Annotated in this window: 24 protein-coding genes and 3 tRNA genes; 19 read left to right on the top strand and 8 right to left on the bottom strand. The window is 72.6% G+C overall.

Annotated elements, in window-relative coordinates:
* Positions 1–119: 119 nt before the first annotated feature.
* Positions 120–929, top strand: coding sequence for an SAM-dependent methyltransferase (locus ABZS66_RS02890; RefSeq protein WP_354754520.1), 810 nt, complete (start codon positions 120–122; stop codon positions 927–929).
* Positions 930–1,043: 114 nt separating this feature from the next.
* Complete coding sequence (locus ABZS66_RS02895; RefSeq protein WP_354754522.1) at positions 1,044–1,595, top strand: dihydrofolate reductase family protein; 552 nt, start codon at positions 1,044–1,046, stop codon at positions 1,593–1,595.
* Here the strand turns inward: ABZS66_RS02895 and ABZS66_RS02900 are convergent.
* Positions 1,592–4,534: a BTAD domain-containing putative transcriptional regulator gene (locus ABZS66_RS02900; RefSeq protein WP_354754523.1), complete on the bottom strand. Its 2,943-nt coding sequence runs from the start codon at positions 4,532–4,534 to the stop codon at positions 1,592–1,594. The two genes, ABZS66_RS02895 and ABZS66_RS02900, sit on opposite strands and share 4 nt — an antisense overlap.
* A 48-nt stretch (positions 4,535–4,582) precedes the next feature.
* Between ABZS66_RS02900 and ABZS66_RS02905 the strand changes: the two genes are divergently transcribed.
* The 5 genes from ABZS66_RS02905 to ABZS66_RS02925 all read left to right on the top strand — a co-directional run bounded on the left by ABZS66_RS02905 (position 4,583) and on the right by ABZS66_RS02925 (position 7,102).
* The gene (locus ABZS66_RS02905; RefSeq protein WP_354754525.1) at positions 4,583–5,362 is read left to right on the top strand and encodes an alpha/beta hydrolase; all 780 of its coding nucleotides are present in this window, start codon (positions 4,583–4,585) and stop codon (positions 5,360–5,362) included.
* A tRNA-Met gene (locus ABZS66_RS02910) sits at positions 5,353–5,427 on the top strand. The genes ABZS66_RS02905 and ABZS66_RS02910 overlap by 10 nt, the downstream gene beginning before the upstream one ends.
* 22 nt (positions 5,428–5,449) lie before the next feature.
* Positions 5,450–5,522, top strand: a tRNA-Gly gene (locus ABZS66_RS02915).
* An 18-nt stretch (positions 5,523–5,540) separates the two neighbouring features.
* A complete protein-coding gene (locus ABZS66_RS02920; protein WP_354754527.1) occupies positions 5,541–7,016 on the top strand; it encodes an ankyrin repeat domain-containing protein in 1,476 nt (491 codons plus the stop codon).
* A gap of 13 nt (positions 7,017–7,029) precedes the next feature.
* A tRNA-Ala gene (locus ABZS66_RS02925) sits at positions 7,030–7,102 on the top strand.
* A gap of 29 nt (positions 7,103–7,131) precedes the next feature.
* Here ABZS66_RS02925 and ABZS66_RS02930 read toward each other — a convergent pair.
* Together ABZS66_RS02930 and ABZS66_RS02935 are read right to left on the bottom strand one after the other, a co-directional pair.
* Positions 7,132–7,560 carry a GNAT family N-acetyltransferase gene (locus tag ABZS66_RS02930; protein ID WP_354754528.1) on the bottom strand — a complete coding sequence of 143 codons (429 nt, stop codon included), beginning with the start codon at positions 7,558–7,560 and terminating at the stop codon, positions 7,132–7,134.
* A 14-nt stretch (positions 7,561–7,574) separates the two neighbouring features.
* Positions 7,575–7,985, bottom strand: coding sequence for a hypothetical protein (locus tag ABZS66_RS02935; RefSeq protein ID WP_354754530.1), 411 nt, complete (start codon positions 7,983–7,985; stop codon positions 7,575–7,577).
* A gap of 167 nt (positions 7,986–8,152) precedes the next feature.
* Here ABZS66_RS02935 and ABZS66_RS02940 point away from each other — a divergent pair, with 167 nt between their 5' ends.
* The gene (locus ABZS66_RS02940) at positions 8,153–9,643 is read left to right on the top strand and encodes an arabinofuranosidase catalytic domain-containing protein (RefSeq protein WP_354754531.1); all 1,491 of its coding nucleotides are present in this window, start codon (positions 8,153–8,155) and stop codon (positions 9,641–9,643) included.
* A gap of 28 nt (positions 9,644–9,671) precedes the next feature.
* Here ABZS66_RS02940 and ABZS66_RS02945 read toward each other — a convergent pair whose 3' ends face one another.
* The 3 genes from ABZS66_RS02945 to ABZS66_RS02955 form a co-directional block, all read right to left on the bottom strand.
* On the bottom strand, positions 9,672–10,604 hold the full coding sequence (locus tag ABZS66_RS02945) for a CU044_5270 family protein (RefSeq protein WP_354754533.1): 933 nt from the start codon (positions 10,602–10,604) through the stop codon (positions 9,672–9,674).
* Positions 10,601–11,137 carry an RNA polymerase sigma factor gene (locus ABZS66_RS02950; protein WP_354754534.1) on the bottom strand — a complete coding sequence of 179 codons (537 nt, stop codon included), beginning with the start codon at positions 11,135–11,137 and terminating at the stop codon, positions 10,601–10,603. Before ABZS66_RS02950 ends, ABZS66_RS02945 begins: the two co-directional genes overlap by 4 nt.
* Positions 11,138–11,272: 135 nt before the next feature.
* A complete protein-coding gene (locus ABZS66_RS02955; RefSeq protein WP_354754536.1) occupies positions 11,273–12,103 on the bottom strand; it encodes a helix-turn-helix transcriptional regulator in 831 nt (276 codons plus the stop codon).
* 304 nt (positions 12,104–12,407) lie between these two features.
* On the opposite strand from ABZS66_RS02955, the gene ABZS66_RS02960 reads away from it, so the two are divergent.
* A complete protein-coding gene (locus ABZS66_RS02960; RefSeq protein WP_354754537.1) occupies positions 12,408–12,701 on the top strand; it encodes a hypothetical protein in 294 nt (97 codons plus the stop codon).
* A gap of 74 nt (positions 12,702–12,775) precedes the next feature.
* Here ABZS66_RS02960 and ABZS66_RS02965 read toward each other — a convergent pair whose 3' ends face one another.
* Positions 12,776–13,099, bottom strand: a complete 324-nt coding sequence (locus ABZS66_RS02965; RefSeq protein ID WP_354754539.1) for a helix-turn-helix transcriptional regulator — start codon at positions 13,097–13,099, stop codon at positions 12,776–12,778.
* Positions 13,100–13,252: 153 nt separating this feature from the next.
* Between ABZS66_RS02965 and ABZS66_RS02970 the strand changes: the two genes are divergently transcribed.
* From ABZS66_RS02970 to ABZS66_RS03015, 10 genes are all read left to right on the top strand, one after another.
* Positions 13,253–14,029 carry a hypothetical protein gene (locus tag ABZS66_RS02970; protein ID WP_354754540.1) on the top strand — a complete coding sequence of 259 codons (777 nt, stop codon included), beginning with the start codon at positions 13,253–13,255 and terminating at the stop codon, positions 14,027–14,029.
* Positions 14,026–15,141, top strand: coding sequence for a hypothetical protein (locus tag ABZS66_RS02975; RefSeq protein ID WP_354754542.1), 1,116 nt, complete (start codon positions 14,026–14,028; stop codon positions 15,139–15,141). The genes ABZS66_RS02970 and ABZS66_RS02975 overlap by 4 nt, the downstream gene beginning before the upstream one ends.
* Complete coding sequence (locus ABZS66_RS02980) at positions 15,138–16,610, top strand: hypothetical protein (RefSeq protein WP_354754543.1); 1,473 nt, start codon at positions 15,138–15,140, stop codon at positions 16,608–16,610. The genes ABZS66_RS02975 and ABZS66_RS02980 overlap by 4 nt, the downstream gene beginning before the upstream one ends.
* The gene (locus ABZS66_RS02985) at positions 16,607–17,902 is read left to right on the top strand and encodes an AAA family ATPase (RefSeq protein ID WP_354754545.1); all 1,296 of its coding nucleotides are present in this window, start codon (positions 16,607–16,609) and stop codon (positions 17,900–17,902) included. Before ABZS66_RS02980 ends, ABZS66_RS02985 begins: the two co-directional genes overlap by 4 nt.
* A gap of 38 nt (positions 17,903–17,940) precedes the next feature.
* Complete coding sequence (locus ABZS66_RS02990; RefSeq protein ID WP_354754546.1) at positions 17,941–19,512, top strand: AAA family ATPase; 1,572 nt, start codon at positions 17,941–17,943, stop codon at positions 19,510–19,512.
* Between the two features lie 9 nt (positions 19,513–19,521).
* Positions 19,522–19,974, top strand: coding sequence for a hypothetical protein (locus ABZS66_RS02995; RefSeq protein WP_354754548.1), 453 nt, complete (start codon positions 19,522–19,524; stop codon positions 19,972–19,974).
* Complete coding sequence (locus tag ABZS66_RS03000; protein ID WP_354754549.1) at positions 19,971–20,195, top strand: DUF2997 domain-containing protein; 225 nt, start codon at positions 19,971–19,973, stop codon at positions 20,193–20,195. Before ABZS66_RS02995 ends, ABZS66_RS03000 begins: the two co-directional genes overlap by 4 nt.
* Positions 20,182–21,177 (top strand): helix-hairpin-helix domain-containing protein, encoded by a 996-nt coding sequence (locus tag ABZS66_RS03005; protein ID WP_354754551.1) that lies wholly within the window; start codon positions 20,182–20,184, stop codon positions 21,175–21,177. Before ABZS66_RS03000 ends, ABZS66_RS03005 begins: the two co-directional genes overlap by 14 nt.
* Positions 21,170–21,838 (top strand): 4Fe-4S single cluster domain-containing protein, encoded by a 669-nt coding sequence (locus ABZS66_RS03010; protein ID WP_354754553.1) that lies wholly within the window; start codon positions 21,170–21,172, stop codon positions 21,836–21,838. Before ABZS66_RS03005 ends, ABZS66_RS03010 begins: the two co-directional genes overlap by 8 nt.
* 260 nt (positions 21,839–22,098) lie before the next feature.
* Positions 22,099–23,961 carry an adenylyl cyclase gene (locus ABZS66_RS03015; protein ID WP_354754555.1) on the top strand — a complete coding sequence of 621 codons (1,863 nt, stop codon included), beginning with the start codon at positions 22,099–22,101 and terminating at the stop codon, positions 23,959–23,961.
* Positions 23,962–24,015: 54 nt separating this feature from the next.
* On the opposite strand, the gene ABZS66_RS03020 is transcribed toward ABZS66_RS03015, so the two are convergent.
* The gene (locus ABZS66_RS03020; protein ID WP_354754556.1) at positions 24,016–24,258 is read right to left on the bottom strand and encodes a PspC domain-containing protein; all 243 of its coding nucleotides are present in this window, start codon (positions 24,256–24,258) and stop codon (positions 24,016–24,018) included.
* Positions 24,259–24,283: the final 25 nt, after the last annotated feature.

Raw genomic sequence — 24,283 nt, forward strand, 5'->3', positions numbered from 1 at the left:
ATGCGCGCCTCCCTCGAAGATCGTCTGCCCCGATTACGGTCGGTGTTCCACTGGCTACAGGAGAGTTTCGGGGGTCTACGATGAGCCGCGTCACGTCACGGATGACGGGGAGGTTCGCGGTGAGCGGCTCGGATTGGTTGCAGTCCCGGATCGACACCACCGTGGCGCACCCCGCCCGGCGCTACGACTACTGGCTGGGCGGCAAGGACAACTTCGCCGCCGACCGTGAGTCGGGCGACGCGATCGCCGCGAAGTTCCCGGCCATCCGCACGGCAGTGCTGGAGAACCGGCGGTTCCTGCGTCGCGCGGTGACGCACCTGGCCGGCGAGGCGGGCATCCGGCAGTTCCTCGACGTCGGCACCGGCCTGCCGACGGCGAGCAACACCCACGAGGTGGCGCAGTCGGTCGCCCCCGAGTCGCGCATCGTCTACGTCGACAACGACCCGCTCGTCCTCGTGCACGCGCGGGCGCTGCTGACCAGCGCGCCGGAGGGCGCGACCGCCTACGTCGACGCCGACGTCCGCGATCCCGGCAGGATCCTCGACGACCCCGACCTGCGGCGCACGCTCGACCTGTCGCAGCCGGTCGCGCTGATGCTGCTGGCGATCCTGCACTTCGTGCCCGAGGACGACGATCCCTACGCGATCGTCCGTCGGCTGCTCGACGCCCTGCCGAAGGGCAGCTACCTGGTGGCCTCCCACGCGACGAGTGACTACCTGCCGCCGGAGCTGGTCGCCGACATCTCGTCGGGCCGCCACGGGCAGGGCCGGCTGCGCACCCGGGCCGAGGTCGAGCGGTTCTTCGACGGCCTCGACCTGGTCTCGCCGGGCGTCGTGCCGCTGCCGGAGTGGCGGGCCGAGGGCGAGCCCCAGCCCCGCCCGGCGGCCGGCGAGGTCGCGATGTATGCGGGCGTCGCCCGGCTCGCCTGACACGCCGCGGCCTGGCGCAGCGGCACGGCAGAAGCGCACCTGAAGCGAATCGTAAGGGCGCCCCGGCAAGGTCATCGGTGTCAGCAAGAAGCAAGACGACACCGAGGAGTCCCGATGCGCAAGCTCATCAACTCGACCTACATCACGCTCGACGGGGTCATCGACAACCCGGCCTGGACCACCCCGTACTTCGACGAGGAGGCCATGGAGTTCGCCGGGATGCAGACCGACAACGCCGACGCGCTGCTCATGGGCCGGGCCACCTACGACGGCATGGCGGCCGCCTGGCCGCTGCAGGACGAGAACGACCCGACCACCGGCGCCGCCTACTTCAACCACGTCAAGAAGTACGTCGCCTCGCGCACCCTCAGCGACCCGCAGTGGAACAACTCCGAGGTGCTCCAGGGCGACCTGGTCGAGGAGGTGCGCAAGCTCAAGGCGCAGGAGGGCAAGGACATCCTGCAGTACGGCTACGGCTCGGTCACCACGCAGCTGATCAAGGCCGGGCTGGTCGACGAGGTCCGGTTCTGGATCTGCCCGGTCATCGAGGGCGGCGACAGCGTCAGCACGCCGCTGAAGGACGTGAAGGCGGCGTTCGAGCTGATCGACACTCGCGTGCACAAGAGCGGCGTGATCATCGTGTCGTACCGCCCCGAGGCCGCTTAGTCAGAGGCGAGCAGGGCCCGGGCCTCGCCCGGGCTCAGCCGCCTTCCCGCAGCGATCAGCTCGGCAAGCCGAGCGGCACCCAGCGCCGCCGAGAGCCGCGCCGACACCTCGGCGATCGTGTCCCGCTCGGCCGGCGACGCCGGCGCGTCGAGCGACTCGCGGGCCGCCGCCGCGGCGCCCAGCAGCCGGGCCGCGACCGAGGGGTCCGGGGCGGCCGAGGCGATGCCCTCCAGTGCCCCGGCCGCGTCCCGCGACCACCCGTTCAGCACCGCCAGGTCGAACGCCTCCGTGTGCAGCCGCAGCGCGGCCGCCGCATCGCCGAGCGCAGATCGTGCGTACCCGAGCTCGACCAGCACCATCGGCAGGTAGAGCGCGGGCCGCGGCTCCCGCCGCCCGGCGTCGACGAGCCCGCCGAGGTGCTGCACGGCCAGGTCCAGCTTGCCCGAGCGCCGGCAGGCGAAGCCGAGCGACAGCTCCGCGAACACCACCGCCGACGGCGCGCCGTGCTCGACGACCAGCGCGTACGCCCGCTCGGCCAGCTCGAGTGCGACGGCGTGGTCGCGGGTCTGCACCGCGATCCAGGCCAGCCAGGACAGCTTGGTCCCGACGTCGGGCCACAGCTCCAGCTCCTCGGCCCAGCGCAGCCCCTCCCGATGCAGGGCCGCGGCCCGCTCGTGCTCGCCGCGCATCTCGGCCAGGCCGCCGAGCCAGTCGTTGGCCTGCAGCCGGCCCCACCGGTCACCCAATGCCGCGAAGATGGCGGCGCTCCGGGTCGCGGCCTCTTGCAGTACTGCCAAATCCCCCGAGGCATGGGCATGCATGGCCCGCGACGCGAGCACCGCCGCTTCGGTCCACGGATCGTCCGGCGCGTCGGGCAGCAGCTCGGCATCGAAGGCCGTGTGTGCCAGGAACCACCGTGCCCGCGGGGAGGCATCGACCAGCGCCGCATCAAGGGACACCACCGGATCGCCCTGCAGCAGCGCGAACCCGGCCCGCCACGGCGCGGCGGCGGCGGCCTCGGCCGGCGAGCCGTCCGCAGCGAGCGCGCGGCGGGCCTCGGCGAACCGGCCGCGTAGGAACCAGTACCAGGTCAGGGCGTTGGCCAGGCGCAGGCCGCCGCCGTGCACGAGCGCCGCGCGCAGGTTGCCGGTCTCGGCGTCGAGCCGGGCGAGCCACTCCTGCTGCTCGGGCCCGCGCAACAACGGGTCGGCCTGCTCGGCGAGCTCGGTGTAGTACGCAGCGTGCCGGGCGCGCACCTCGGCGAGGCGGGCAAGCCGCGGCAGGCAGAACGCGGCCACCGTCTCCAGCAGCCGATATCGACCGTCGTCGGCGACGACGAGCGAGCGGTCGACCAGCCGCGCCAGCGCGTCCGGATCGGTGCCGCAGACCCGCTCGGCGGCCTCGGGCGTGCAGCCGTCGGCGAACACCGCGAGCCCCGCCAGCACCTGCTGGTCGACCGGGTCGAGGAGGTCCCAGCTCCAGCCGATGACGGCGGTCATCGTCCGCTGCCGCGGTGGCACGTCCCGCTGCTGCGTCGCCAGCGACTCAAGCCGGTCGATCACGCCCTGCACCCCGAACGCCCGTACGCGGGTCGCGGCCAGTTCGAGCGCGAGCGGCAGGCCGTCGAGGCGGCGGCACAGCTGCGCGACGGCGGGCGCGGTGCGCGCGTCGAGGCGGAACCCGCGCTGTTGCGCGGCGGCCCGCGCGGCGAACAGCCGGGCCGCGGGCGAGCGCCGCACGGCGTCGACGTCGTGGTCGTCCTCCGGCAGATGCAGCGGCGGTACCTCCCAGAGCACCTCCCCGGCAATGCCCAGCGGCTCACGGCTCGTGGCCAGCACGCTGAGCCCCGGCACGTCCCGCAGCAGCCGGCCGACCAGCGCCGCGGCCGGCTCGACGACGTGCTCACAGTTGTCGAGCAGGAGGGTCCTCGACAGCCGCAGCGCCGCGACGAGCCGCTCGGTCGCGTCGCCCTCCTCGCGGATCGCCAGCGTGCTGAGGATGTGCTCGGCGAGATGCTCGTCGCCGGTCGGCAGCGGCGCGAGCTCGACGAGGTGCACACCGTCCTGTGATCGAGCAGCCTCGATCGCGAGCCGCGTCTTGCCGACGCCGCCAGGACCGATGAGCGTCACGAGCCGCTGCTGCGGCAGCAGCGCGCGCAGCTCGGCGAGCGCCTCGGCCCGCCCGACCAGCTCGTCGAGCCGGGCCGGCAGCGCGTTGCGGACGATCGCGGCCCGCGGCGGCGGGCTCAGCCCGGCGTCCTGCCGCAGGATGCGCTGGTGCAGCGCGACGAGCTCCGGCCCGGGGTCGAGCCCCAGCTCCTCGGCGAGGCGTTCGCGCAGGTCGGCGTAGCTGTCGAGGGCCTCCGCCGCGCGGCCGGCGGCGTAGAGGGCGCGCAGGTGCAGCGCGCGCAGCCCCTCCCGCAGCGGGTGCCGGGCGACCAGCTCGGCCAGGTCGGCGGCGACGAGGTCGTGCTCGCCGCGCTCCAGCCGGGCCTCGGCCAGCCGCTCCAGCGCGACCAGGCGCTGCTCCTTCAGCCGGGTCGCCTCCGCGCGGCAGAATTCCTCGTCGGCGAAGTCGGCGTACGGCTCGCCGCGCCACAGTTGCAGCGCCGCCTCCGGCGCCTCGGCCAGAAATCGGTCCGCGTCAATCACGGCACGCAGCAGGTACCCCGGCGGCCGCGACTCGATCAGGTCGCGGGCGCCCGGCTCGGCGTCGTTGAGGGCCTTGCGCAGCTGCGACACCCGCACCTGCAGCGCGCCGGCCGCGTTGGCGGGCGGGTCGTCGCCCCACAGGTCGTCGATGAGCCGGTCGGCCGAGACCACCTGGTTGCGGTGCACGAGCAGGTCGGCGAGCAGCATCCGCACCTTCGTGCCGGGCACCACCACCGGCTCGCCGGCGTCGGTGGTGACGGCGAGCGGCCCGAGCACCCCGAACTGCACGGCGCCCATCGTAAGCGGACCGAAAGCGCGCCGGCGCATCGTCGCTGCATGGAGCTTTACTTCGAGTCGCACGGCAGCGGCGGCGCGCGGCCGCTCGTGCTGATCCACGGCGCGCTGTCCGGCATCGGTACCTCGTTCGGCCAGATCCTGCCGAGCCTCTCCCGCACCCGGCGGGTGATCGCGGTGGAGCTGCAGGCGCACGGCCGCACGCCCGACATCGACCGGCCGTTCACCATCGAGCACTTCGCGGATGACGTGGTCGAGTTGCTGGACCGGCTCGGCCTCGACCGCGCCGACGTCTTCGGCTGGAGCATGGGCGCGTCGGTCGGGCTGCGGCTCGGCACCGACCACCCCGCCCGCGTCGGCCGGCTGGTGCTGGCATCGGTGAGCTTCGACCTCGGCGGTGTGTACCCCGGGCTGTTGGAGGGCATCCAGGACCTCCAGCCGGAGCACCTGCACGGTTCGGAGTTCCACGAGGAGTACCTCCGCACGGCGCCCGACCCCGCCGGCTGGGCGAACCTCGTGACGAAGATGAAGGTGCTCGACGCGAACCTCCCGAGCTGGACGGCCGCGCAGATCCGCGCGCTGGACGCCCCGACGATGCTCGTGCTCGGCGACGCCGACATCGTCACCCCCGAGCACGCCGTGGAGATGTTCCGGCTGCTCGGCGGCGGCGTGCCCGGCGACCTGACCGGGCTGCCGGCCTGCCGCCTGGCGATCCTGCCCGGCACCACGCACACCACGATCCCGCATCGCGCCGAGGTACTGGCCCCGATGATCGAGGAGTTCCTGGAGGAGCCCGTACTGTGTGCGACGGCAGGGTCGTAGCGCAGAGGTCGACGCGCCCGGACTCATATTCCGGGAGGACGCCGGTTCAATTCCGGTCGGCCCTGCCCCCGTACTGTGTGTGACGGCAGGGCCGTAGCGCAGAGGTCGACGCGCCGGACTCCCAATCCGGGGGACGCCGGTTCGATTCCGGCCGGCCCTGCCCCCGTATCCTCGTCGGGTGGTGCCCGCCTGGATGGTCGAGCACGCGACATCGCGCCGCCTCGCGGGCGACTGGCGCGGCGCGTGCGCCGCGGCGTTCGTCCACGAGCAGATCGACCTCGCCGACATCGCCCGCCGCGACGGCGCCGAGGTGGCGTCGGCGGTCGAGGACGAGCTGCGCCACCTGGTCCCCGACCTGCTGCGCTGGCACCTGCCGAGGCGCCCGGACGGCCTGCTGCGGGCGGGCCGGTATTACCCGCTGGCGATGCTCGGCGACCGGCAGGCGCTGATCGCGTTCGCACCGGAGCGGGTGGGCCACCCGCAACGGATCATCCTGCGCTTCTGGCCCCTGGCCGGCGCCAACCGGTGGGCCAGGCGCGACGACACCATGCTGCTCCACCGGGAGCGATGGGACTCCAGGTGTACCGCTGAGCTCGGCACACAATGCGCGGGCTGGACCGGCGGCTTGCTGGCGGCCCTGCTGCGGCTGGACGACGCCGGCCGCCACGCGGAGGCCTGGGCGGCGGCCGGCTACACCCTGGAGTCCTCCGCGGACCCCGACGCCGCCCTGGGCTGGCTGCGCCCGATGCACCTCGCGCTTCCCACGGTCGCCTGCCGTGTGGCCCCCGCCTCCGAACTCGTCAAGATCGACTTCCGCGGCCACTACCTCGTCCTGGGCCGGCCGCCCTCCCGGGTCCGCCTGGTGCGCCGCGCGGCGTACCACCGCGTCGACGAGGACCGCCGCCGCGCCGAGGTGGCGGAGTTCGGCCGCCCGCTGGCCGAGGTACCCACGCTCCCGCACTCCCTGGTGCGCCGCCCGCCGGCCCTGGACGGCCTGCTCACCGGCCGCCTGCGGCCGGCCGACCTGCATCCCCTCGTGCACGAGGCCCTGTTCCCGGGCGCACCGCCGCCGGCCCACCCGGTCGAACGCCTTCGTCCGGTCGTGCGCGTCCACTGCGACCACGCCACCCACGAGGTGGTGATGCGCGACGGCACGCTCGCCCTGCCCCACTCGCCGGCCGAGATCGACCGCGAGCGCATGCTCCGCGCCCTGGGCGGCGAGGTCCAGGGCTGCGTGGCGGCGTACGACGGCTGGCGCGACCCGGCGGTCCGCATGCCGAGCCCGATGCGCACCCTGCGGGCCTCGGTGCTCGCCCTGGTCCAGCAGGGCGACGGCCCCGCCCTGGCGAGCGCCCTGGACAACGGCCTGGACCCGCACCTGCGCGACGAGCGCGGCCGCACGCTGCTGCACCTGCTCCCCTGGCTGACCGGCGCCGACCTGCTGGACCGCCTGATGGCGACGGGCCTGCCGGTGGACGTCCGCGACCTGGAGGGCAGGACGCCGCTCCACGACGCCGTGGCGCACGGCACCCCGGACCTGGTCCGCGCCCTGCTCGCGGCGGGCGCGGACCCGAACGCCCGCTCGACCGGCCGCTGGCCCAGCCCGGCGCGGTCCACGACCCGCCCGGACCTGGCCTTCCTGCGGCACCTCTAGACTTCGACCCGGCAGGGCCGTAGCGCAGAGGTAGTCGCACCGTCTCTGCAGGACAGGGGACGCCGGTTCGACTCCGGCCGGCCCTGCCCCCGATGCCCACCGACCTCGTGCGACATCACTGGGGCGGCAGCACCTTGCGGAAGTAGCTGGCCGACTCCTCGTAGCCCAGCGCCGCGTAGAATCCGGCCGCCCGCCGCGTCGCGAGCGCGACGAGCGCGCACCCGCGCCGCGCGGCCCATCGCTCGAACTCGTCCATCAACGCCCGCCCGACCCCGCCGGAGCGCCGGGAGGGCCGCACGAGCACCTCCTCGACCCAGCCGACGGGCCCGTTGGCGTAGAACGTCAGGTGCCGGAACCCCAGCAGGTAGCCGGCCGCCTCCCCGTCGTCGACGGCCAGCAGCAGGCAGGCGCCGCGGTCATCGAGCAGCGCCGCGTAGCTCTCGCGGAACCGCTCCGGCGCGAAGGCAAACGACTGCGCCAGCTGTGCTGCCAGCTCCGCCACGGCCGCCGCGTCGCCGGCCGTGCACTCTCGGATCTCGACCATCTCCCGATGATCGGTCAGCGGTGGCACCACCGCACGACCGAGTCCAGGCAGAGCTGGAGGCCGAGTCCGATGTAGATGGCCAGGCCGAAGAGACCGACGAGCGGCCGGCCGTTGGTCAGGAAGAGGAAGCAGGCCAGCAGTTGGGCGGCGCAGCCGAACAGCGCCAGCCAGCGGCCCCAGCGGCGGCCCTGCCAGACGCCGATGCCGCCGACCGCCTCGGCGGCCGGTACGACGATGGCAGCGATCACCAGCGCGAACAGCCAGGAGCCCTCGGCATCGCTGTTGCTGAGGATGCTCACCCCCAGCACGACGCCGATCGATCCCAGGACCACGAGCACGATGGCCGCGCCCGTCGCGGACGACGGGCGGTAGTCCAGGGGTTCGCGTTTGAACCGGTTGCGGTACTGATCCAGGCGCGATGTCATGGCGCCGACGATGACGGCGGGGAATTGCAGTCCACCTGCAGTCGGCTGACAGGTGGTTGACATCGTCGATGTGAGCGATAACACTCATGACATCCAATATCTGCGCTTACTCCGCCCCGGAGTTCGGCCCGATATGTGAGCGCTAACATCCCAGAGAGGCCCCCGCCATGGGTTTCTGGTCCGCGCGCCGGCTGCGGCGCACCATCCTTCCGGGCGCCGCCGCGGCGCTCGTCGCGGCGGCGCTGGTCGCCGTGCCCGGCACCGCCCAGGCCGCCGGCACGCTGCCCTGTGACATCTACGCCGGCGGCGGCACCCCCTGCGTCGCCGCGCACAGCACCACCCGCGCGCTGTTCGGCGCGTACAACGGCTCGCTCTACCAGGTGCGGCGCTGGTCGGACGGCGCCACGTCCAACATCGGCGTGCTGAGCGCCGGCGGCTACGCCAACGCGGCGGCGCAGGACTCGTTCTGCTCCGGCACGTACTGCACGATCGTGCGCATCTACGACCAGACCTCCCGGCACAACGACCTGACGATCGCCCCGGGCGGCGGCGCGAACCCCACCCCGGACCAGGGCGCGAACGCCGCGGCCCTGCCGGTCACGGCCGGCGGCCACAAGGTCTACGGCGTGTACATTTCAGCCGGCAACGGCTACCGCAACAACGCCACCAACGGCATCGCCACCGGCAGCCAGCCCGAGGGCATGTACATGGTCACCGAGGGCACGCACGTCAACGACCGCTGCTGCTTCGACTACGGCAACGCCGAGACGAACAACATGGACACCGGCAACGGCGACATGGACGCGATCTACTTCGGCACGCTGTGCTGGTTCTCGCCGTGCGCGGGCGGCCCGCGCGTCGCCGCCGACCTCGAGAACGGCCTGTTCGCCGGCGGCAACGGCTCCTGGACCGCGAACACCGGGCGCAGCACCCCGTTCGTGACGGCGATGCTGAAGAACGACGGCACCACGACCTACGCCATCAAGGACGGCAACGCGCAGTCCGGCAGCCTGGCCACCCGGTACAACGGCGCGCTGCCCAGCCAGGCGGGGTACCGCCCGATGACCAAGCAGGGCGCGATCATCCTCGGCATCGGGGGCGACAACAGCAACGGCTCCGTAGGCTCGTTCTTCGAGGGCGTCATGACCAGCGGCTACCCGACCGACGCCACCGAGAGCTCGGTCCAGGCGAACATCGTCTCGGTCGGCTACAGCAAGAGCGTCACGTTCCCGGTGAACGGCGCCACCTACCGGCTGACGAACCTCGCGAGCGGCAAGGTGCTCGACGCGGTGAACTGCGGTACCGCGAACGGAACCCAGATCGACATCTGGCAGTCGCTCGGTAACACGTGCCAGCAGTGGCGCTTCAACAGCGTCGGCGCCAACAAGTGGACCGTCACGAACGTCAACGCCAACAAGGTCCTCGACGCCGTCAACTGCGGCCTGGCGCTGGGCACCGCCACCAACCTGTGGCAGTCGCTGGGCAACCTGTGCCAGCAGTGGGCGGTCATCCCCGCCGGCAACGGCCGCTACGAGCTCGTGGTCGAGAACAGCGGCATGGTCCTCGACGACCAGAACTGCGGCACCGCGAACGGCACGAAGGTGCAGCTCTGGATGTGGCTGAACAACACCTGCCAGCTCTGGGCAATCGCCCCGTAGGACGACTGCCCAGGCATCAACCAAACCTTCAGTCGAGGTCGGCGGCGTCCGGCAGGGCGCCGTCCGACCAGCGCGCGGCGAGGACGGCGCCGTACGACTGGCGGACGCCGTTCGTCCACGACTCCAGCGCCAGCGCCGCACCCGTCGCCGGGTCGATGACGAGCCGCTGCTGCCCGACCGCCCCGCTGTCGCCGCGCCGGCTGTAGGCGACCGCGACACCGTTGCGGCCCAGGGCGTCGGTGACCGGCCCCAGCGTGGCGATGCCGGGCAGTTGGGCCAGCATCCGGTAGGCGGCCGCGCGCACCGGCGCCGGGACCGGCAGGTCCAGCACCAGGCCGGCGCCCGCGTAGAAGAGGAACTCGTCCCGGTTCTCCCCCGAGCCCTTCTCCGCATACCAGTCCAGCAGCCGCGCCTTGAGCGCGCCGGGCTCGGTGGGCAGCGCGGCCAGTGCGGCCGCGGACCGGGGCAGCCCGGCCACCAGGAAGTTGTTGTCCGCGGTGTGCCCCTGCATCGGCCGGGCCGCCCAGCCGCCGGAGGGCCCGCGGATGTACGCGACCGAGGGGTCGCCGGCGCGGGTCGCGAGCCACTGCTCGTCGGTCGTCCTCGGCATCCCGTGCTCCGTGCGCACGACCCAGTACCGGCCGCTCTCGACGGGCTTGGCGTCGTTGTGCTGCGCGGCGACCAACAGCAGGTTGGTCTCCGCCTGCGCCGACGACGGAGCCGACTGGCCCGCGACGGTGTCCGGCACCGGGGCCGGCGCGTCCGGTCGCAGGGCGACCGCCGCCGTCACCGCGGCGACCGCGGCCAGCCCGGCCCCCGCCAGCACGAGCCGCCGTGACGGGGTGCGGCGGCGTGCGGGTGGCCTGGGGTACGACATGATCGCCGAGACGTCGTCGGGCGTCGGCCCGGCAGTGAGCCGGCTCGGGCGGGCCTCGGCTAGGGAACGCATGATCTTGCTCATCGGCTGTACTCCTGCGTCGGTTGGGCGAGCGGTGTGCGACGAGCCGACCCGGCGAGCGCCTGCTCGAGCCGCTTCCGGGCGCGGTGCAGCCGGACGAAGTAGGTGGCCGTGGAGCAGCCGACGACCTTCGCGGCCTCCCGGGCCCCGAGCCCGTGCCAGGCCACGAGGGTCAGCAGCTCACGGTCGTCGTCGCCGAGCCGCGCGAGCGCGGCCAGCATTGCGGCCTTCTCGGTGACCCCGTCGGCGACGTCGGCCTGCGCCTCCTCCACCCAGGCCCGCATCTCGGCCGCCAGGCTCACCTGCCGCACCTCGTCGCGATACCGCTCCCGGATGACGTTGCGCGCCACGCCGAGCAGCCACGGCAACGGCACCCCCGGCACGGCGTCGAGCCGCCGCCACACCACGAGAAACGTGTCCGCGACAACGTCGTCGGCAAGGTCCCGCCCGACCCGGCTGACCGCGTAGGCGTACACCCGCGGCCGATACTCCCCGTAGAGAGCGGTGAACCAGCGACCTTCATCGGGATGCTTCACAAGCTGCACTCCTCCAGCGCCGAGGATCTCTCGTCACGAGGTAGTGCGCCCCGAGGCCCCGTTCTTACCGCGCCCCGGTGAGGTCTTCCGTGACCTCGACGACCCGGTCCGGCCGACCGGGCCCGAGCTTCGCCGTCACCCGGTCCTCAGCGAGGCGATGAACCGGCGGGAGGGATCAGGTGCCAACGTCCTGTCCCAGAGCACGTCGAAGGTCTTCGACAGGCCTTCGATCTTTTCCTCGTCCTCGATCCACACCTCACCGGTGACCGTCTCAATGTGGGCTACGGGCGGAAACGGGTCGGGGAACGCCAGAACGGTGAATCCTCCGTTCAGCGAGGGGTGCGGCCCGGCATCGAACGGGAGGACCCTGATCGCCACGTTCTCCCGCTGCGACACTTCAACCAGGAAGTCGAGCTGCTCGTCCAGCATCGCCCGGTCGCCGAACGAACGCCGGAGCACCGACTCGTCGACGACCAGCTGAAACTCGACATCCGCCAGGCGCTGCTGCCGGTTCATCCGCATCGAAAGCCAGCGCTCGATCTCCTCATCGGCGCCCGACAGCCCGAGGGCCCGGACGAGCGTGGCGACGTAGCCCTTGGTCTGCAGGATTCCCGGGATGAGCGCCTGTTCGAACTGCCGGATGGACCGGGCATCCGACTCGAGCGCGGCATACCTGGATGCGCCCTCGGACAGCACGTCGGGGTAGTTCTGCCACCAGCCGCGAACGTTCGCCGCCCGGCAGAGGTCGAGCACCTGGTCGGCGACACCATGATCGACGGCGTACTCGGCCAGCAGCGCCCTCACGTCGGGCAGCCGCGCCGCGACCAGGGCGTTCTCGATGCGCGACAGCGCGGACTTGGAGATGCCGGCACGGCCCGCCGCCTCCTCGACGGTCAGACCCGCCTCGAGGCGAAGCCGTCGGAGCTCCCGGGCAAGCAGCGTCCTCCGGATGGTCGGCGTTGCCACTGTCAGCCTCCTGTACCTGCGCCTGCACGCGCGACTCTACGCCGGAGAGGTCGACCCGCGTCGGGGATCTCTCTACAGGAATCCCGTAGCGAGCCTCCCGAATCGGGAGTTGCATTTTCCGTTGATCAATGTAACCGTAAGAGCACGGGAGTGCAACACACAGTTGACGGGTGGTCACATGAACTCCTCAACCAGAGGCCGTTCAGCCCAACACGAAGGTCGAGCCACGAACGCATCCCCCGGCGCGCGGGTCGTCCGCCGTAGGACGCCGGAGCGCCAGGTCAGGAAGCAGCATGCCGCCGGCGTGACCGGATGGGCCGGCCTGTTCCTGGCACTGCTCGGCGCCTATCCCTCCTTGTTCCCGTGGTCCACGGCGGCCGACAGGGGCATCGGCGTCATGCTCTGCCTGCTGCTCGCCGGCCTGGCCGCCCGCATGTCGGTGCTGGCGCTGCAGGCTCGTCTCGACTGGGCCCTCAGCGCGATCATCGTGGCCCTGGTGCTCGTGCTGGCCGTGGTCGCGGCGGTCAACAACGCCCAGCAGACCGGACCCGGCGAGCGCCCGACCGCGCCGGCCTCCACGCCGACGCCGACAAGCTAGCGCCGTTGCCCTGGCTCGCAGCCAGGGCAACGACCTGGTCGATCAACTGCGGGCGCGGTCGATGCGGTGCCGACTCATTCCGGGTACGGGATGTGCGGGGCCAGGCTTACCCGCGAGGTGATGGACAGCTTCCGGTACACATGGCGCAGGTGGTAGTTCACCGTGTGCCGGGAGATGCCCATCCGGCGGGCGATCTGCCGGTTGGTCAGCGCCGAACCCGCCAGGCGGGCCACATCCCGCTCGCGGTCGCTCAGCGCGGCCCAGCCCGACAACGGCTGGTCGGGGGACACCACCGCCACGACCACCGTCTCCCCCGCCGACTCCAGGTCGTACACCAGCACGGGCCGCAGGCCCGTCGCTTGCAGGCCGCGCAGTAGCGTCTCCGCCAGTCGCTCCATCTCTGCCTCCAGAGTGCCGAGTGATTACTGGAACTTACTGGAAGATACTGGAGCGACTCAAGCCTATATCCGAAGGTCAGCCGAACGGCCCACTTGTTCCGGGTAAATGTCGGGGATTGCTGGAAAATGCTGGAGCGCGGTAGGGTCGCGAACGTGGCCGATGACGCTGAGGAGCTGGAGCGGCAGATCGAGCCGCTGCGGGTCCGCATGCGCGAGGCGGCCGCCGCCGGCGACCGTCCCCAGGTTGCCATGCTCAAGGCCGAGCTGCGCGCGCTCGAAGAGGCGTGGTACGACGCGCTGGACGCGATGACCCCGGACGACGGCCAGCCCGCCGGGTCGCGGCTGGTGCCCCTGCGCGAGCAGGTCCACAGCGCCCTCACGCTGCTCGCCGTCCCGGCCGCGCCGAAGCTGGTCGCCCAGGTGTACAACGCCTGCTACGGCGGCGACATGCGCGGTGAGAAGCTCACCAGCCTGCGGCGCGACGAGGAGCGCTCGTTCCGCACCGCGCCGTTCGCCCGGCCGTACTACCTCTGCGCCGCGCTCACCGCCGACCGGCTGGCACCCGTGCGCGGGCTGCTGGCGGTGTCGACGTGGGCGCTGGAGCAGCGCATCGTCGGCGCGCTCAGCCCGCGCGTCGACTTCCTGACCGCCGCGGTCAACATCGCCCGGCACGCGGAGCGGGTCGAGGTCGACCGCGCGACCGCCCGGCTGCTGTGGCTGTTCGCCGAGAACATCCCCGGGGCCGCCGACGGGATCGGCCAGGCCAAGCCGGCCGTGGTCATCCGCGCCGCGGAGTCCGAACTCACCACCCACGCCGCAACCGACCGGTCGCACCGCGAAGCGGCCGCCGCCCGAGCCCGAGCGCAGCTCGACGACGTCGCCCGCCTCTTCGGCAGCACCCTGAAGCCGGTGGAGGAAACCCAGCCATGACCAGCACCGACCGACGGCTCGACCACCTGCGCGGCCCGGTGCCGCCGGTGCCGCACAACGCGCGCACGATCGCCGCGCTCACCACCAACCCCGCCTGCTCCCGGCGCGCCGTCATGGACGCGGCCGGCATCGACAAGCGCCGGGTCGCCGCCCGGGTCGGGTTCCCCCCGCCGTACGGGCAGTCGCCGTTCACGATCACCCGCACCCGCGCGTTCGAGGCGCAGGTCAAGGCCAACGGCTGCGCCGAGCTGCTGCGGATGCTGCGCGAGGTGCTCGGCCTGTCGATCGCCGAGGTGGCGTACCACGACCTGGAGGAGGCGGCCGGGAACGTGTCGCCCGAGGTCCGCCACCTGCTCGCGCGGCAGAAGCTGACCGCGACGGACGGGGACGGCACGCTCTTCGACCACCCGCTGCTGCGCCTCCCGGTCGGCGGGCGGCAGGTGTACCTGGAGCCGGACCTCATCGCGTTCCGCTACGAGGGCACCTTCTACATCATCGAGATCAAGTCGTTCGCCGTCATCGACGGCCAGGCCGACGGCGGCAAGGTAGCCGCGGCCGCGGTGCAGTCGGCCGTCTACGTGATCGCGCTGCGCCGCCTGCTCGCCGACCTCGGTCAGGACCCGGGGCGCGTCTCGCACGAGGTCGTCCTGGTCAACCCCGAGAACTTCGCCAACCACGCCGTCGCCACCAAGGTCGACGTGCGCCGCCAGCTCACCGTGCTCGACCGGCAGCTGGCCCGGATGAAACGCATCGACACGCTGCTGGAACCGCTCGACGACGACCTCACGTTCGACCTGGTGCCGGACCGCGACGGCAGCCCGACCCGCCCCGAGAGCGAGCTGCGGGACGCGCTGGAGCACATCCAGGCCCGCTACTCCCCCGACTGCCTGGCGATGTGCGAGCTCTCGTACTTCTGCCGCGACGAGGCCCGGGGCACCACGCACGCGCTGGGGCGGTCGGTGAGCGAGGAGCTCGGCAGCGTCGAGCGGATCGACACCGCGCTGGCCCTGGCCACCGGACAGCGGACTCCCTCCTCCGAGCAGCATGAGGCGGCAGGTATACTGCGGGCAGCCCTGCGCCTGCGCAACGAGTGCTTCGGGATGCCGGCATGACGTCGCTCACCTCCCTCGCGCGCGCACTGGCGGTCCAGGAGGAGGCGGCCCAGCGGCTCACCACCGTGCGCCACACGCACGTCGCCGACCGCCCGCTGGTACTGATCCCGCTCGCGCTGGCCGGCGAGGCCAACGCCCCGCTGGCGGCACTGGTCGGTGACGATCCGGCCGCGCCGCGGCTGCTCATCGTGCCGCAGCCACGCAACCGCGACCAGCGGTTCGCGTTCGCGGCGGCGCTCGGCCGGCTGGTGGTGTCCTATGTGGACAGCTTCGCCCGCCACCAGGAGGAGCAGCGCGGCCGCCGCCGGTTCACCGACGCGCCGCAGCTCGTCGTGCCCAACCCGGGCGGCGTCGAGTTCGTGCGGCTCTTCGGGCGCTCGACCCGGCTGCGCCGCACCTACGGCGAGTACGCCGTCGACCGGATCGTGCCCACGTTCGGCCGGTGGCTCACGTTCTTCGCCGAGCGCGCCGAGCACCCCGGCTCGGCGCTCATGCTCGCGCTGACCAGCGAGCTCGGCGCGCACTGGGCGACCGGGCAGAGCACGGTCGAGGACGCCAACCTGGCCGCGCTGATGGCCTGGCTCGACCCGCCGGCCGGGGTCTCGCCGTTCGAGGCGGCGCTGGAGGCCGAGGACACCGAGCGCTGGCCGCCGGCCGGCCCGGCGACCGACCCGGTGTTCGACAAGGCGCAGCTGGAGCCGGCCATCAACCGGTACGCCCGCAGCGACGGCGCCCCCGCCGCCCGGACAATGCTGGAGGCGGCGCTGGAGAGCCAGCTCGCGCCGACCTGGCGGCTCATGTGGCGGGGCCTGGAGCTGCTGCGCGCGCTGCCGGCCGGCTCGCGGGTCGAGTCGCGCTGGGCCGAGGACCGCGACGCCTACACCGACTACGTCAGCTACCTCGCCGGTGACAACCCGCTGCCCCAGCCGCGCCGCGACGGTGCGGTCGCCGCGGCCCGCCGGCTGGCCCGGCTGGAGCGGGCCCAGGCGCAGTACGACGCGCAGCGGGCGCTCGACGACCCCCTGGTCATGGCCGAGTACCGGCTGGCCGGCGAGGCCTTCGCCGGTGAGGTCGTGGCGGCCGAGCCGGACCGGATCGACGCCTCCGGCACCCGCCGCAAGCTGCGGCCGCGCATCACCGTGCGGACCCGGGACGGGCTGCGGCTCGGCGTCGGCGTCTCGGTGGTGTCGCCGGCCCGGCCGGCGCAGAAGGCGGAGCTGCGCGAGCTGACGCCGACCGCCGACGGCCTGGAGGTACTGCTGGAGCTCACCGGCGGCATGGGCCGGTCGCTCCAGGCCCCGGCCGGCAGCGTCCCCGCCGTCGGCGAGTGGGTCACCTACAGCACGCTGAGCGACGCCTACCAGCCCACCGGGCAGTTCCCGTCGGCCGCCGACACACCGTGGACGCACGGCGGCCCACCACCGCCGCCGGAGCCGACCGAGGAGGACGCCGTGGAGGCCTGGTCATGACCGTGGACATCTTTCCCGCGGTGATGGCCGACCTGTTCGACGGGCCGGCGCGCGGGGTCGTCGTCGACTCGCCGCCCGGCGCCGGCAAGTCGACGCTGGTCGTGCGGGCCGCGCGGCACATCGCCGCGACCGGCGAGCCGCTCGCCGTCGTGGCCCAGACCAACGAGCAGGTCGACGACCTGGTCGCCAACCTGGCTGGCCAGGCACCGGAGCTGCCGATCGGGCGGCTGTCCGCGCAGGGGTACGTCCCGGTGGCCCGCATCTCCGGCCACCCCAACGTCCAGGTCGACTCCGTCGTGGCCGGCCTCGGCGGGTGCAGTGTCCTCATCGGTACCGCCGCCAAGTGGGCCACGCTGACCGAGGGCTCGTGGCCGTGGGCGATCGTCGACGAGGCCTACCAGATGCGCTCCGACGCGCTGCTGCGGGTCGCCGGCCGGTTCGAGCGCACGCTGTTCGTCGGCGACCCGGGGCAGCTGGATCCGTTCTCGACGGTGGAGACCGAGCGCTGGGCCGGGCTGTCCTGGGATCCCCAGCTCAGCGCGGTGGCGGTGCTGCTGCGCCACAACCCGGACCTGCCCGTGCACCGCCTGCCGGTGTCCTGGCGGCTGCCGGCCACCGCGGCGCCTGTCGTCTCCGAGGCGTTCTACCCGTTCACGGGCTTCACCTCCGGTACCACTGCTGAAGAACGATCGATGGCGTTCGCCACCCGGGCGTTCGGCGCGTCGCCGCTCGACGCGACCCTGGCCACCGCCGCCGCCACCGGGTGGGCGCTGCACGAGCTGCCGGCCCGGCACAGCATGCGCACCGACGCGGAGGTCGCCGCCGCCTGCGCGCTGCTGGCGCTGCGGCTGGTGGAGCGCGGTGCGATCGCCGTATCGGAGAAGGCGCCCGGTGGCACGCCGGTCGGGCCGCAGCGGATCGCCATCGGCACCGCGCACCGCGACCAGGCCGCGGCCGTGCGGCACTACCTGCCGGAGCACTCCTGGATCACCGTCGACACCGCCAACCGGCTGCAGGGCCGCGAGTACGACGTGACCATCGTCTGGCATCCCCTGTCCGGCCGCCGCGACGCGACCGCGTTTCACCTGGAGGCGGGCCGGCTGTGCGTGCTCGCCTCCCGGCATCGACACGCGTGCATCGCCGTAGCGCGGGCCGGCATCTCGGAGCTGCTCGACGCGCACCCGTCGACCGGGCGGATGTACCTCAACGAGGTGGTCAAGTTCCCCGACGGCTGGGAGGCCAACCAGGCCGTGATGAGCCACCTGGAGCGGCACCGGGTGGTCGCTTCGTAGGGCCCCACGGCTGGTCGATGGTTGTTACAGTCGGGCGGATGACCGGGGACTTCCGCAGCAACCTCGCGCAGCTGCTCAAGGCGCGGTTCCCCGTCCTGTACGTCGAGTCCTACGAGGAGCAGCGGGTCCTCACCGAGGTCGAGCGGGTGGCCGGCGACACGACCCAGCTGCGCACGCCGCGGCCGGTGTGGATCTGGTCGGCGAGCCGGGGGCTGGTCCAGCCCGACGGCACGCCGCGGCACGGCACCACCGATCCGGAGGCGGCGCTGGAGGCGGTCCTGCGGATCAACCAGCCCGCCGTGTTCGTCTTCATGGACCTGCACACGACGCTGGGCAGCACCGACCGGCCGGGCAGCCCGATCGCCGTGCGGCGGGTCCGCGACGCGGCGGCGGCGTTCAAGGCCGGCGACGCGCCGCGGACGCTGCTGCTCGTCTCGCCGGTGCTGCGGCTGCCGGTCGAGCTGGAGAAGGACGTCACGATCGTCGACTTCCCGCACCCGACCGAGGTCGAGATCCGCGCCCTGCTCGAATCCATGATCGCCGACAACGCCGCGTCCGGGCGGATCCGCATCGACCTCGACGACGCCGGCCGGGAGCGGTTCGCGAAGGCGGCCGTCGGCCTGACGCTCCAGGAGGCGGAGAACGCCTTCGCCCGGGCCATGGTCAACGACAACGTGCTCGACATCGGCGACGTCTCGGTCGTGCTGGAGGAGAAGCGGCAGACGGTCCGCAAGTCCGGGCTGCTGGAACTGGTCAACACCGGCGTCGACCTGGCCGACGTCGGCGGGCTGGAGAACCTCAAGCGCTGGCTGGCCAAGCGGGACAACACCTGGCTGGCGGCGGCCACGCGGTTCGGGCTGCCGGCGCCCCGCGGCGTGCTCATCACCGGCGTGCCGGGCTGCGGCAAGTCGCTGACTGCCAAGGCCGTCGCCGCCGCCTGGGGCCTGCCACTGCTGCGGCTGGACGTCGGCCGGGTGTTCTCCGGCATCGTCGGGTCGAGCGAGGAGAACATGCGCTCCGCGATCCGCATCGCGGAGGCCACGGCGCCGTGCGTGCTGTGGGTCGACGAGATCGAGAAGGGCTTCTCGTCCTCGACGGGCGACTCGGGCACCACCTCGCGGGTCTTCGGCACGTTCCTCACCTGGATGCAGGAGAAGTCGAAGTCGGTCTTCGTCATGGCGACCGCGAACGACATCGAGCGGCTGCCGCCGGAGCTGCTGCGCAAGGGCCGCTTCGACGAGATCTTCTTCGTCGACCTGCCCACCCACGCCGAGCGCGCGGCGATCTGGCGGCTGCACGTGGCCAAGCGCCGGTCGCTCACCCTCGATGACGCGCCAATGCGCGAGCTGTGCGACCTCAGCGCCGGCTACTCCGGGGCGGAGATCGAGCAGGCGGTGATCGCCGGGCTGTTCGACGCCTTCTCCGAGCACCGCGAGCTGCGCCACGACGACCTGATCCGAGCCACGGCGAACATGGTCCCGCTGAGCGTCACCCAGTCCGAGCGCCTGGCCACGATCCGCACCTGGGCCGAGACCCGAGCGGTCGCGGCCACGGCGGCGGAGGACTGGGACATGGGCGGACCGGACCGCGGACGTGCGGTGGAGTTCTAGTCTCGTTCCATGAGTGTGTCGTTGATTCTCGTGCCGCTCGCCGTGGCCGCGGTGAGCGCGGCGCACGGCCTGCGGGCCGGCCGGGACGAACAGAACCGGGTCGTCTGCCAGGTCCAGACCCGGATGCGCGACGCCGCGCTGCTGACCTTGGCCCTGCACGACGCCGGCGCCGTGGTCACCGGGGCCGACCAGGATCTCAAGGCCGAGTGGAGCGGCGTGCAGGCGCGCTTCACGCGCGGCACCGACGGCATCTGGTCGGCCCACTTCACCGGCGCGGTCGACGAGGAGCGCGCGGTCGACATCGTCCGGGCGATCGACGCCGCGTACGGCCGCCAGGTCCAGCAGGCCGTGCTCCGCCGGCTGCGCGAGCGCGCCCCGGCGGCCGGCCTGCGGCTGGAGTCGGAGACGGTGACGCCCGCCAACGAGGTGCGGATGGTGTTCGCGGTCGAGGGAGGGGCATGATGGCCGACCGCCCGCGCATCATCGTGACGGTCTCCGGCGACGGCACCGTGAGCGCCACGACCGAGGGCATCTACGGCGGCGCCTGCCTGGACTACATCGCCGTGCTGGAGGACCTGCTGGAGGCCCGGACGGTCACCAGCGAGTACACCGCCGACTACACGCGCACCGCCGCCGCCCGGGTCCGGTCCGTGCAGCAGGACCAGGACATTGACCGGGCCTGAGCCACCCGCCTGGGGTGCCTCCGACACGAGCTGGGGCGGCTCCGCGTCGCAGCGGGGCCCGGTCGACTCGGGTCCGGCCGGCTCCGGCGCGGCCGATCGGTGGCAGGCGCCGGGCGGCCCCGGCCCGGCCGGTTGGGGCGCCGCCGGCTCCGGCCCGTCGGCCTGGGGCGGCGCGGGTTCCGGCCCGTCGGCGTCGGGCGGCGCCGGCTCTGGCCCTGCGGCCTGGGGCATCGCCGGCTCCGGTCCGACCGCCTGGGGCGGCGCGGGCTCCGGACCGGCGGCGTGGGGCGGCGCGCCGCAGGCCGGTTGGGTCGTGCCTCCGCGGCCACCGCCCTACCCGGCGACCCGGCTGGGCTGGCGCATCCAGCACAGCTGGTGGCTGCTCTGGGCGATCCTCGGCCTCGGCTGCCTGTCCGGTGTCGGCTTCCTCTACATCGGCTTCCGCGCCCGCCGCCCGTCGTGGTGGGTGCCCGGCCTGGTGTACACGGCCCTCGCCTGGGCCGGCTTCCTCGTCATCGGCACACTCCCGACCGATCATGTGCTGAGCGACGTCGGCGTCGCCGTGTACCTCCTGACCTGGCTCGCCAGCATCGTCCACGCCGGACTGGTCAACTCGGCCTGGCTGCGCTGGCGGGCGCACTACGTGCCGTGGTACGCCGAGCCCGTAGGCTTGGCCCCGCCTCCGACGTGGACGCCTCCCGTGGGCCCGCTGGAGATCAACACGGCCACGTATGACCAGCTGGCCGCGCTCCCCGCCGTCGGCCCCGAGCTGGCCCACCGGATCCTGATCGAGCGCCAGGCCCGGGCCGGCTTCCGCAGCCTGGAGGAGCTCGCGCTCGCCCTGAGCATCCCGCCACACCAGTTCGCCGGCCTGCGCCGCCAGCTGACCTGCACCCCGCCGGACCACGAGCCCTGGAAGGCACCGTCCACCCCCGAGCAGAAGCCACCACCAGCCACCCCCGGCCGAGTCATGGATGTCTGACCAGGTTCCGCGGCCCGCGGCCGACCCCGACCGGGTGCCGCTCGCCCGGTTCCTCCCCTCGACCGTGGCCGAGGGGCCCGGAGTGCGCACCGCGGTCTGGGTCCAGGGCTGCTCCATCCGCTGCCCGGGCTGCTTCAACCCGCACATGTGGGGCTTCCACCCCGCGGAGACGGTGACCACGGCCGACCTCGTCGCCCGCGTCCTCGCGGCGGGCACCGAGGGCCTGACCCTGCTCGGCGGCGAGCCCTTCGACCACGCCGCCCCGCTGGCCCGGGTGGCCGCCGAGGTGGGCGCGGCCGGCCGCTCGGTCATGACGTTCACCGGGTACACGACCGGGCAGCTCCGCAAGGCCGCCGCCGGCGGGCGCGGCGACGTGCAGGCCCTCCTCGACGCGACCGACCTGCTGGTCGCGGGGCCGTTCCTGGCGGATCGCATCGACGCGGTACGGCCGTGGGTCGGCTCGACGAACCAGGAGTTCCTGCTGCTGACCGACCGCTTCCCGGCGATGCTCGACGCCGTCCGGGCCACCCCGGACCGCCTGGAGGTCATCGTGGCGGCGGACGGCAGCGTCGCCGTGAACGGCTGGGCCGACCCGGAGACCCTCGACGCCCTGCTCGCCGACCTCGATGCCCGCCGCCGGGGTGGCATCCAGCGGCCTTGATGGGCGTGGAAGCGCTCCACGAGCGCTTCGAAAAATGCCTCAATGCGCCGCCATCCGGGCGGCTTGCAGGCCCGGCGCGAGATCGATCCCTCCAGGCCATAGCGCTCAGCCGATTCACACGGTAGAAACATCCAACGGAGAGAGCGCTCTCACACCGCTCGACTTCAGCTTCAACACCCCTGTCCAATGAACGCTGCCGCCCAGCGGAGAGGACGAACCGTATGACGACCCCTACCCAGGGCCGGCACGGTCCAGCTAGGTTGCGCCAAGGGCGCCGGCTCATCGGCCGGGCCTTCGCGCTCAGCCTTGTGCTGACGACCGTCGCCGCCGGCACCGCGACGGCCGCCGCGGCATCCCCGCCACCCTCCGGCGGCTCGACCTTCGGTCCGAACGTGACCGTGTTCGATCCGAGCATGCCGGTCAGCGAGATCCAGGCGAAGCTCGACGCCACCCACGCGGCGCAGGTCGACGCCGAGATGGCGCCGAACCGCTACGCCTTCCTGTTCAAGCCCGGCACCTATGGCACGGCTGAGCAGCCGCTGCAGATCAAGGTCGGGTACTACACCGAGATCCTCGGCCTCGGCGCCTCGCCGACGGACGTGCTGATCAACGGCAAGGTCGAGGTGTACAACCGCTGCCTCGCCGACGGCGGCACCAGCAACTGCCTCGCGCTGGTGAACTTCTGGCGTGGGCTGTCCAACCTGTCGATCAACATCAACTCGGCGGGGCAGGACGGCTGCCGCGGCTCGGCCAACTTCTGGGCCGTGTCGCAGGCCGTGTCCATGCGCCGGCTGAACGTCTCCGGCGCCAACCTGTCGCTGATGGACTACTGCACCGCCGGCCCGCAGTACGCCAGCGGTGGCTTCATCGCCGACTCGAAGCTGCCCTTCGTGGTCAGCGGCTCGCAGCAGCAGTGGCTCACCCGCAACTCCGAGGTCGCCGGCTGGTCCAACGCCGTGTGGAACCAGGTCTTCTCCGGCGTGGTCGGTGCTCCGGACGAGTCCGGCTTCCCGGCGACGCCGTACACCACCCTGGCCAGCACCCCGGTCAGCCGCGAGAAGCCGTACCTCTACGTCGACAACAAGGGCAAGTACTTCGTCCGCGTCCCGTCGGCGCAGAAGAACACCAGCGGCGTCTCGTGGGCCAACGGCATCACGCCGGGTCGCAGCATCCCGCTCTCCGACTTCTACGTCGCGAAGCCGGGCGACTCGGTCACGAAGATCAACCTGGCCCTGGCGCTGGGCAAGCACCTGCTGCTCACCCCGGGCGTGTACGACATCCCGCGCAGCATCGAGGTCTTCTGGCCCAACCAGGTCGTGCTCGGCATCGGCCTGGCCACGCTGACCGCGGTCAACGGCTCGATCCCGCTCGACGTCGCCGACGTGCCGGGCGTGGTCATCGCCGGCGTGGCGATCGACGCCGGCACCAAGGAGTCGCCGGTCCTGCTCCGCGTCGGCAAGCAGCACGGCCCCGGCTGGAGCGACCCGAAGAACCCGACCACGCTCTCCGACGTGTACTTCCGCGTCGGCGGCCCGCACATCGGCAAGGCCGACACGGCCCTGCAGGTGAACAGCGACAACGTGCTGATCGACCACACCTGGGTGTGGCGCGGTGACCACGGCGTCGAGGGCTTCACCGAGGGCGTGAACGGCGACACCCAGCGCTGGCGGACCAACATCGGTCGCTACGGCGCGGTCATCAACGGCGACAACGTCACCGCGACCGGCCTCTTCGTCGAGCACTTCCAGAAGTACAACACCGTCTGGAACGGCGACAGGGGCACCACGATCCTCTACCAGAACGAGCTGCCCTACGACCCGCCGACGCAGGCCGACTGGATGAACGGCAGCGTCGAGGGCTACGCGGGTTACAAGGTCGGCGACAAGGTGAAGACGCACAACCTCTACGGAGCGGGCGTCTACGTCTTCAACCAGAACAACCCGTCGATCCACACCGAGAACGGCTTCGAGGTGCCCAACAAGCCGGGCATCAAGCTGCACCACATCATGACCGTCAACCTCAGCGCCGGCATCATCGACCACGTCGTCAACGGCGTGGGCGACGCGGCGGACACCACCAAGATCGGCCAGCCGGTGTTCATCACCGACTACCCGGCCCCGTAAGTCCGGCTCCACCAAAGCGGCGGGCCGGGGCGAAAAGCCCCGGCCCGCCGTGCTTTACGCGGAGACGATCGTGGGCGCAGCGGCCCGCTGCTCGGCGGGCATCAGGATCCACAGGATCGGGTAGATCAGGATCTGGCTGCCCGGGAGGGCCAGCAGGATGAGCAGGAACAGCAGCCGCGCCGGCCACGGGTCGATGCCGAACCGGCGGCCGAGCCCGGCGATGACGCCACCCAGCAGCCGGCCCTCGGTCGGGCGGACCAGGCCGTGCTGACGCATCGTGCCGTACACGGTTTCCATCTCGATTGCTCCTTGTCGTCTTGGT

Source organism: Dactylosporangium sp. NPDC005572 (genome assembly GCF_040605515.1).
In the GTDB taxonomy this organism is placed as follows: Bacteria; Actinomycetota; Actinomycetes; order Mycobacteriales; family Micromonosporaceae; genus Dactylosporangium.

Bases quoted from the DNA above. Each gene is read 5' to 3' on its own strand.
- ABZS66_RS03020 (WP_354754556.1), bottom strand. From the start codon at position 24,258: ATGGAAACCGTGTACGGCACGATGCGTCAGCACGGCCTGGTCCGCCCG.
- ABZS66_RS02990 (WP_354754546.1), top strand. From the start codon at position 17,941: ATGACCGGGGACTTCCGCAGCAACCTCGCGCAGCTGCTCAAGGCGCGG.
- ABZS66_RS02965 (WP_354754539.1), bottom strand. From the start codon at position 13,099: ATGGAGCGACTGGCGGAGACGCTACTGCGCGGCCTGCAAGCGACGGGC.
- ABZS66_RS02975 (WP_354754542.1), top strand. From the start codon at position 14,026: ATGACCAGCACCGACCGACGGCTCGACCACCTGCGCGGCCCGGTGCCG.
- ABZS66_RS02935 (WP_354754530.1), bottom strand. From the start codon at position 7,985: ATGACATCGCGCCTGGATCAGTACCGCAACCGGTTCAAACGCGAACCC.
- ABZS66_RS02995 (WP_354754548.1), top strand. From the start codon at position 19,522: ATGAGTGTGTCGTTGATTCTCGTGCCGCTCGCCGTGGCCGCGGTGAGC.
- ABZS66_RS02985 (WP_354754545.1), top strand. From the start codon at position 16,607: ATGACCGTGGACATCTTTCCCGCGGTGATGGCCGACCTGTTCGACGGG.
- ABZS66_RS02905 (WP_354754525.1), top strand. From the start codon at position 4,583: ATGGAGCTTTACTTCGAGTCGCACGGCAGCGGCGGCGCGCGGCCGCTC.
- ABZS66_RS02895 (WP_354754522.1), top strand. From the start codon at position 1,044: ATGCGCAAGCTCATCAACTCGACCTACATCACGCTCGACGGGGTCATC.
- ABZS66_RS02940 (WP_354754531.1), top strand. From the start codon at position 8,153: ATGGGTTTCTGGTCCGCGCGCCGGCTGCGGCGCACCATCCTTCCGGGC.
- ABZS66_RS02930 (WP_354754528.1), bottom strand. From the start codon at position 7,560: ATGGTCGAGATCCGAGAGTGCACGGCCGGCGACGCGGCGGCCGTGGCG.
- ABZS66_RS03010 (WP_354754553.1), top strand. From the start codon at position 21,170: ATGTCTGACCAGGTTCCGCGGCCCGCGGCCGACCCCGACCGGGTGCCG.
- ABZS66_RS02945 (WP_354754533.1), bottom strand. From the start codon at position 10,604: ATGAGCAAGATCATGCGTTCCCTAGCCGAGGCCCGCCCGAGCCGGCTC.
- ABZS66_RS03000 (WP_354754549.1), top strand. From the start codon at position 19,971: ATGATGGCCGACCGCCCGCGCATCATCGTGACGGTCTCCGGCGACGGC.
- ABZS66_RS02980 (WP_354754543.1), top strand. From the start codon at position 15,138: ATGACGTCGCTCACCTCCCTCGCGCGCGCACTGGCGGTCCAGGAGGAG.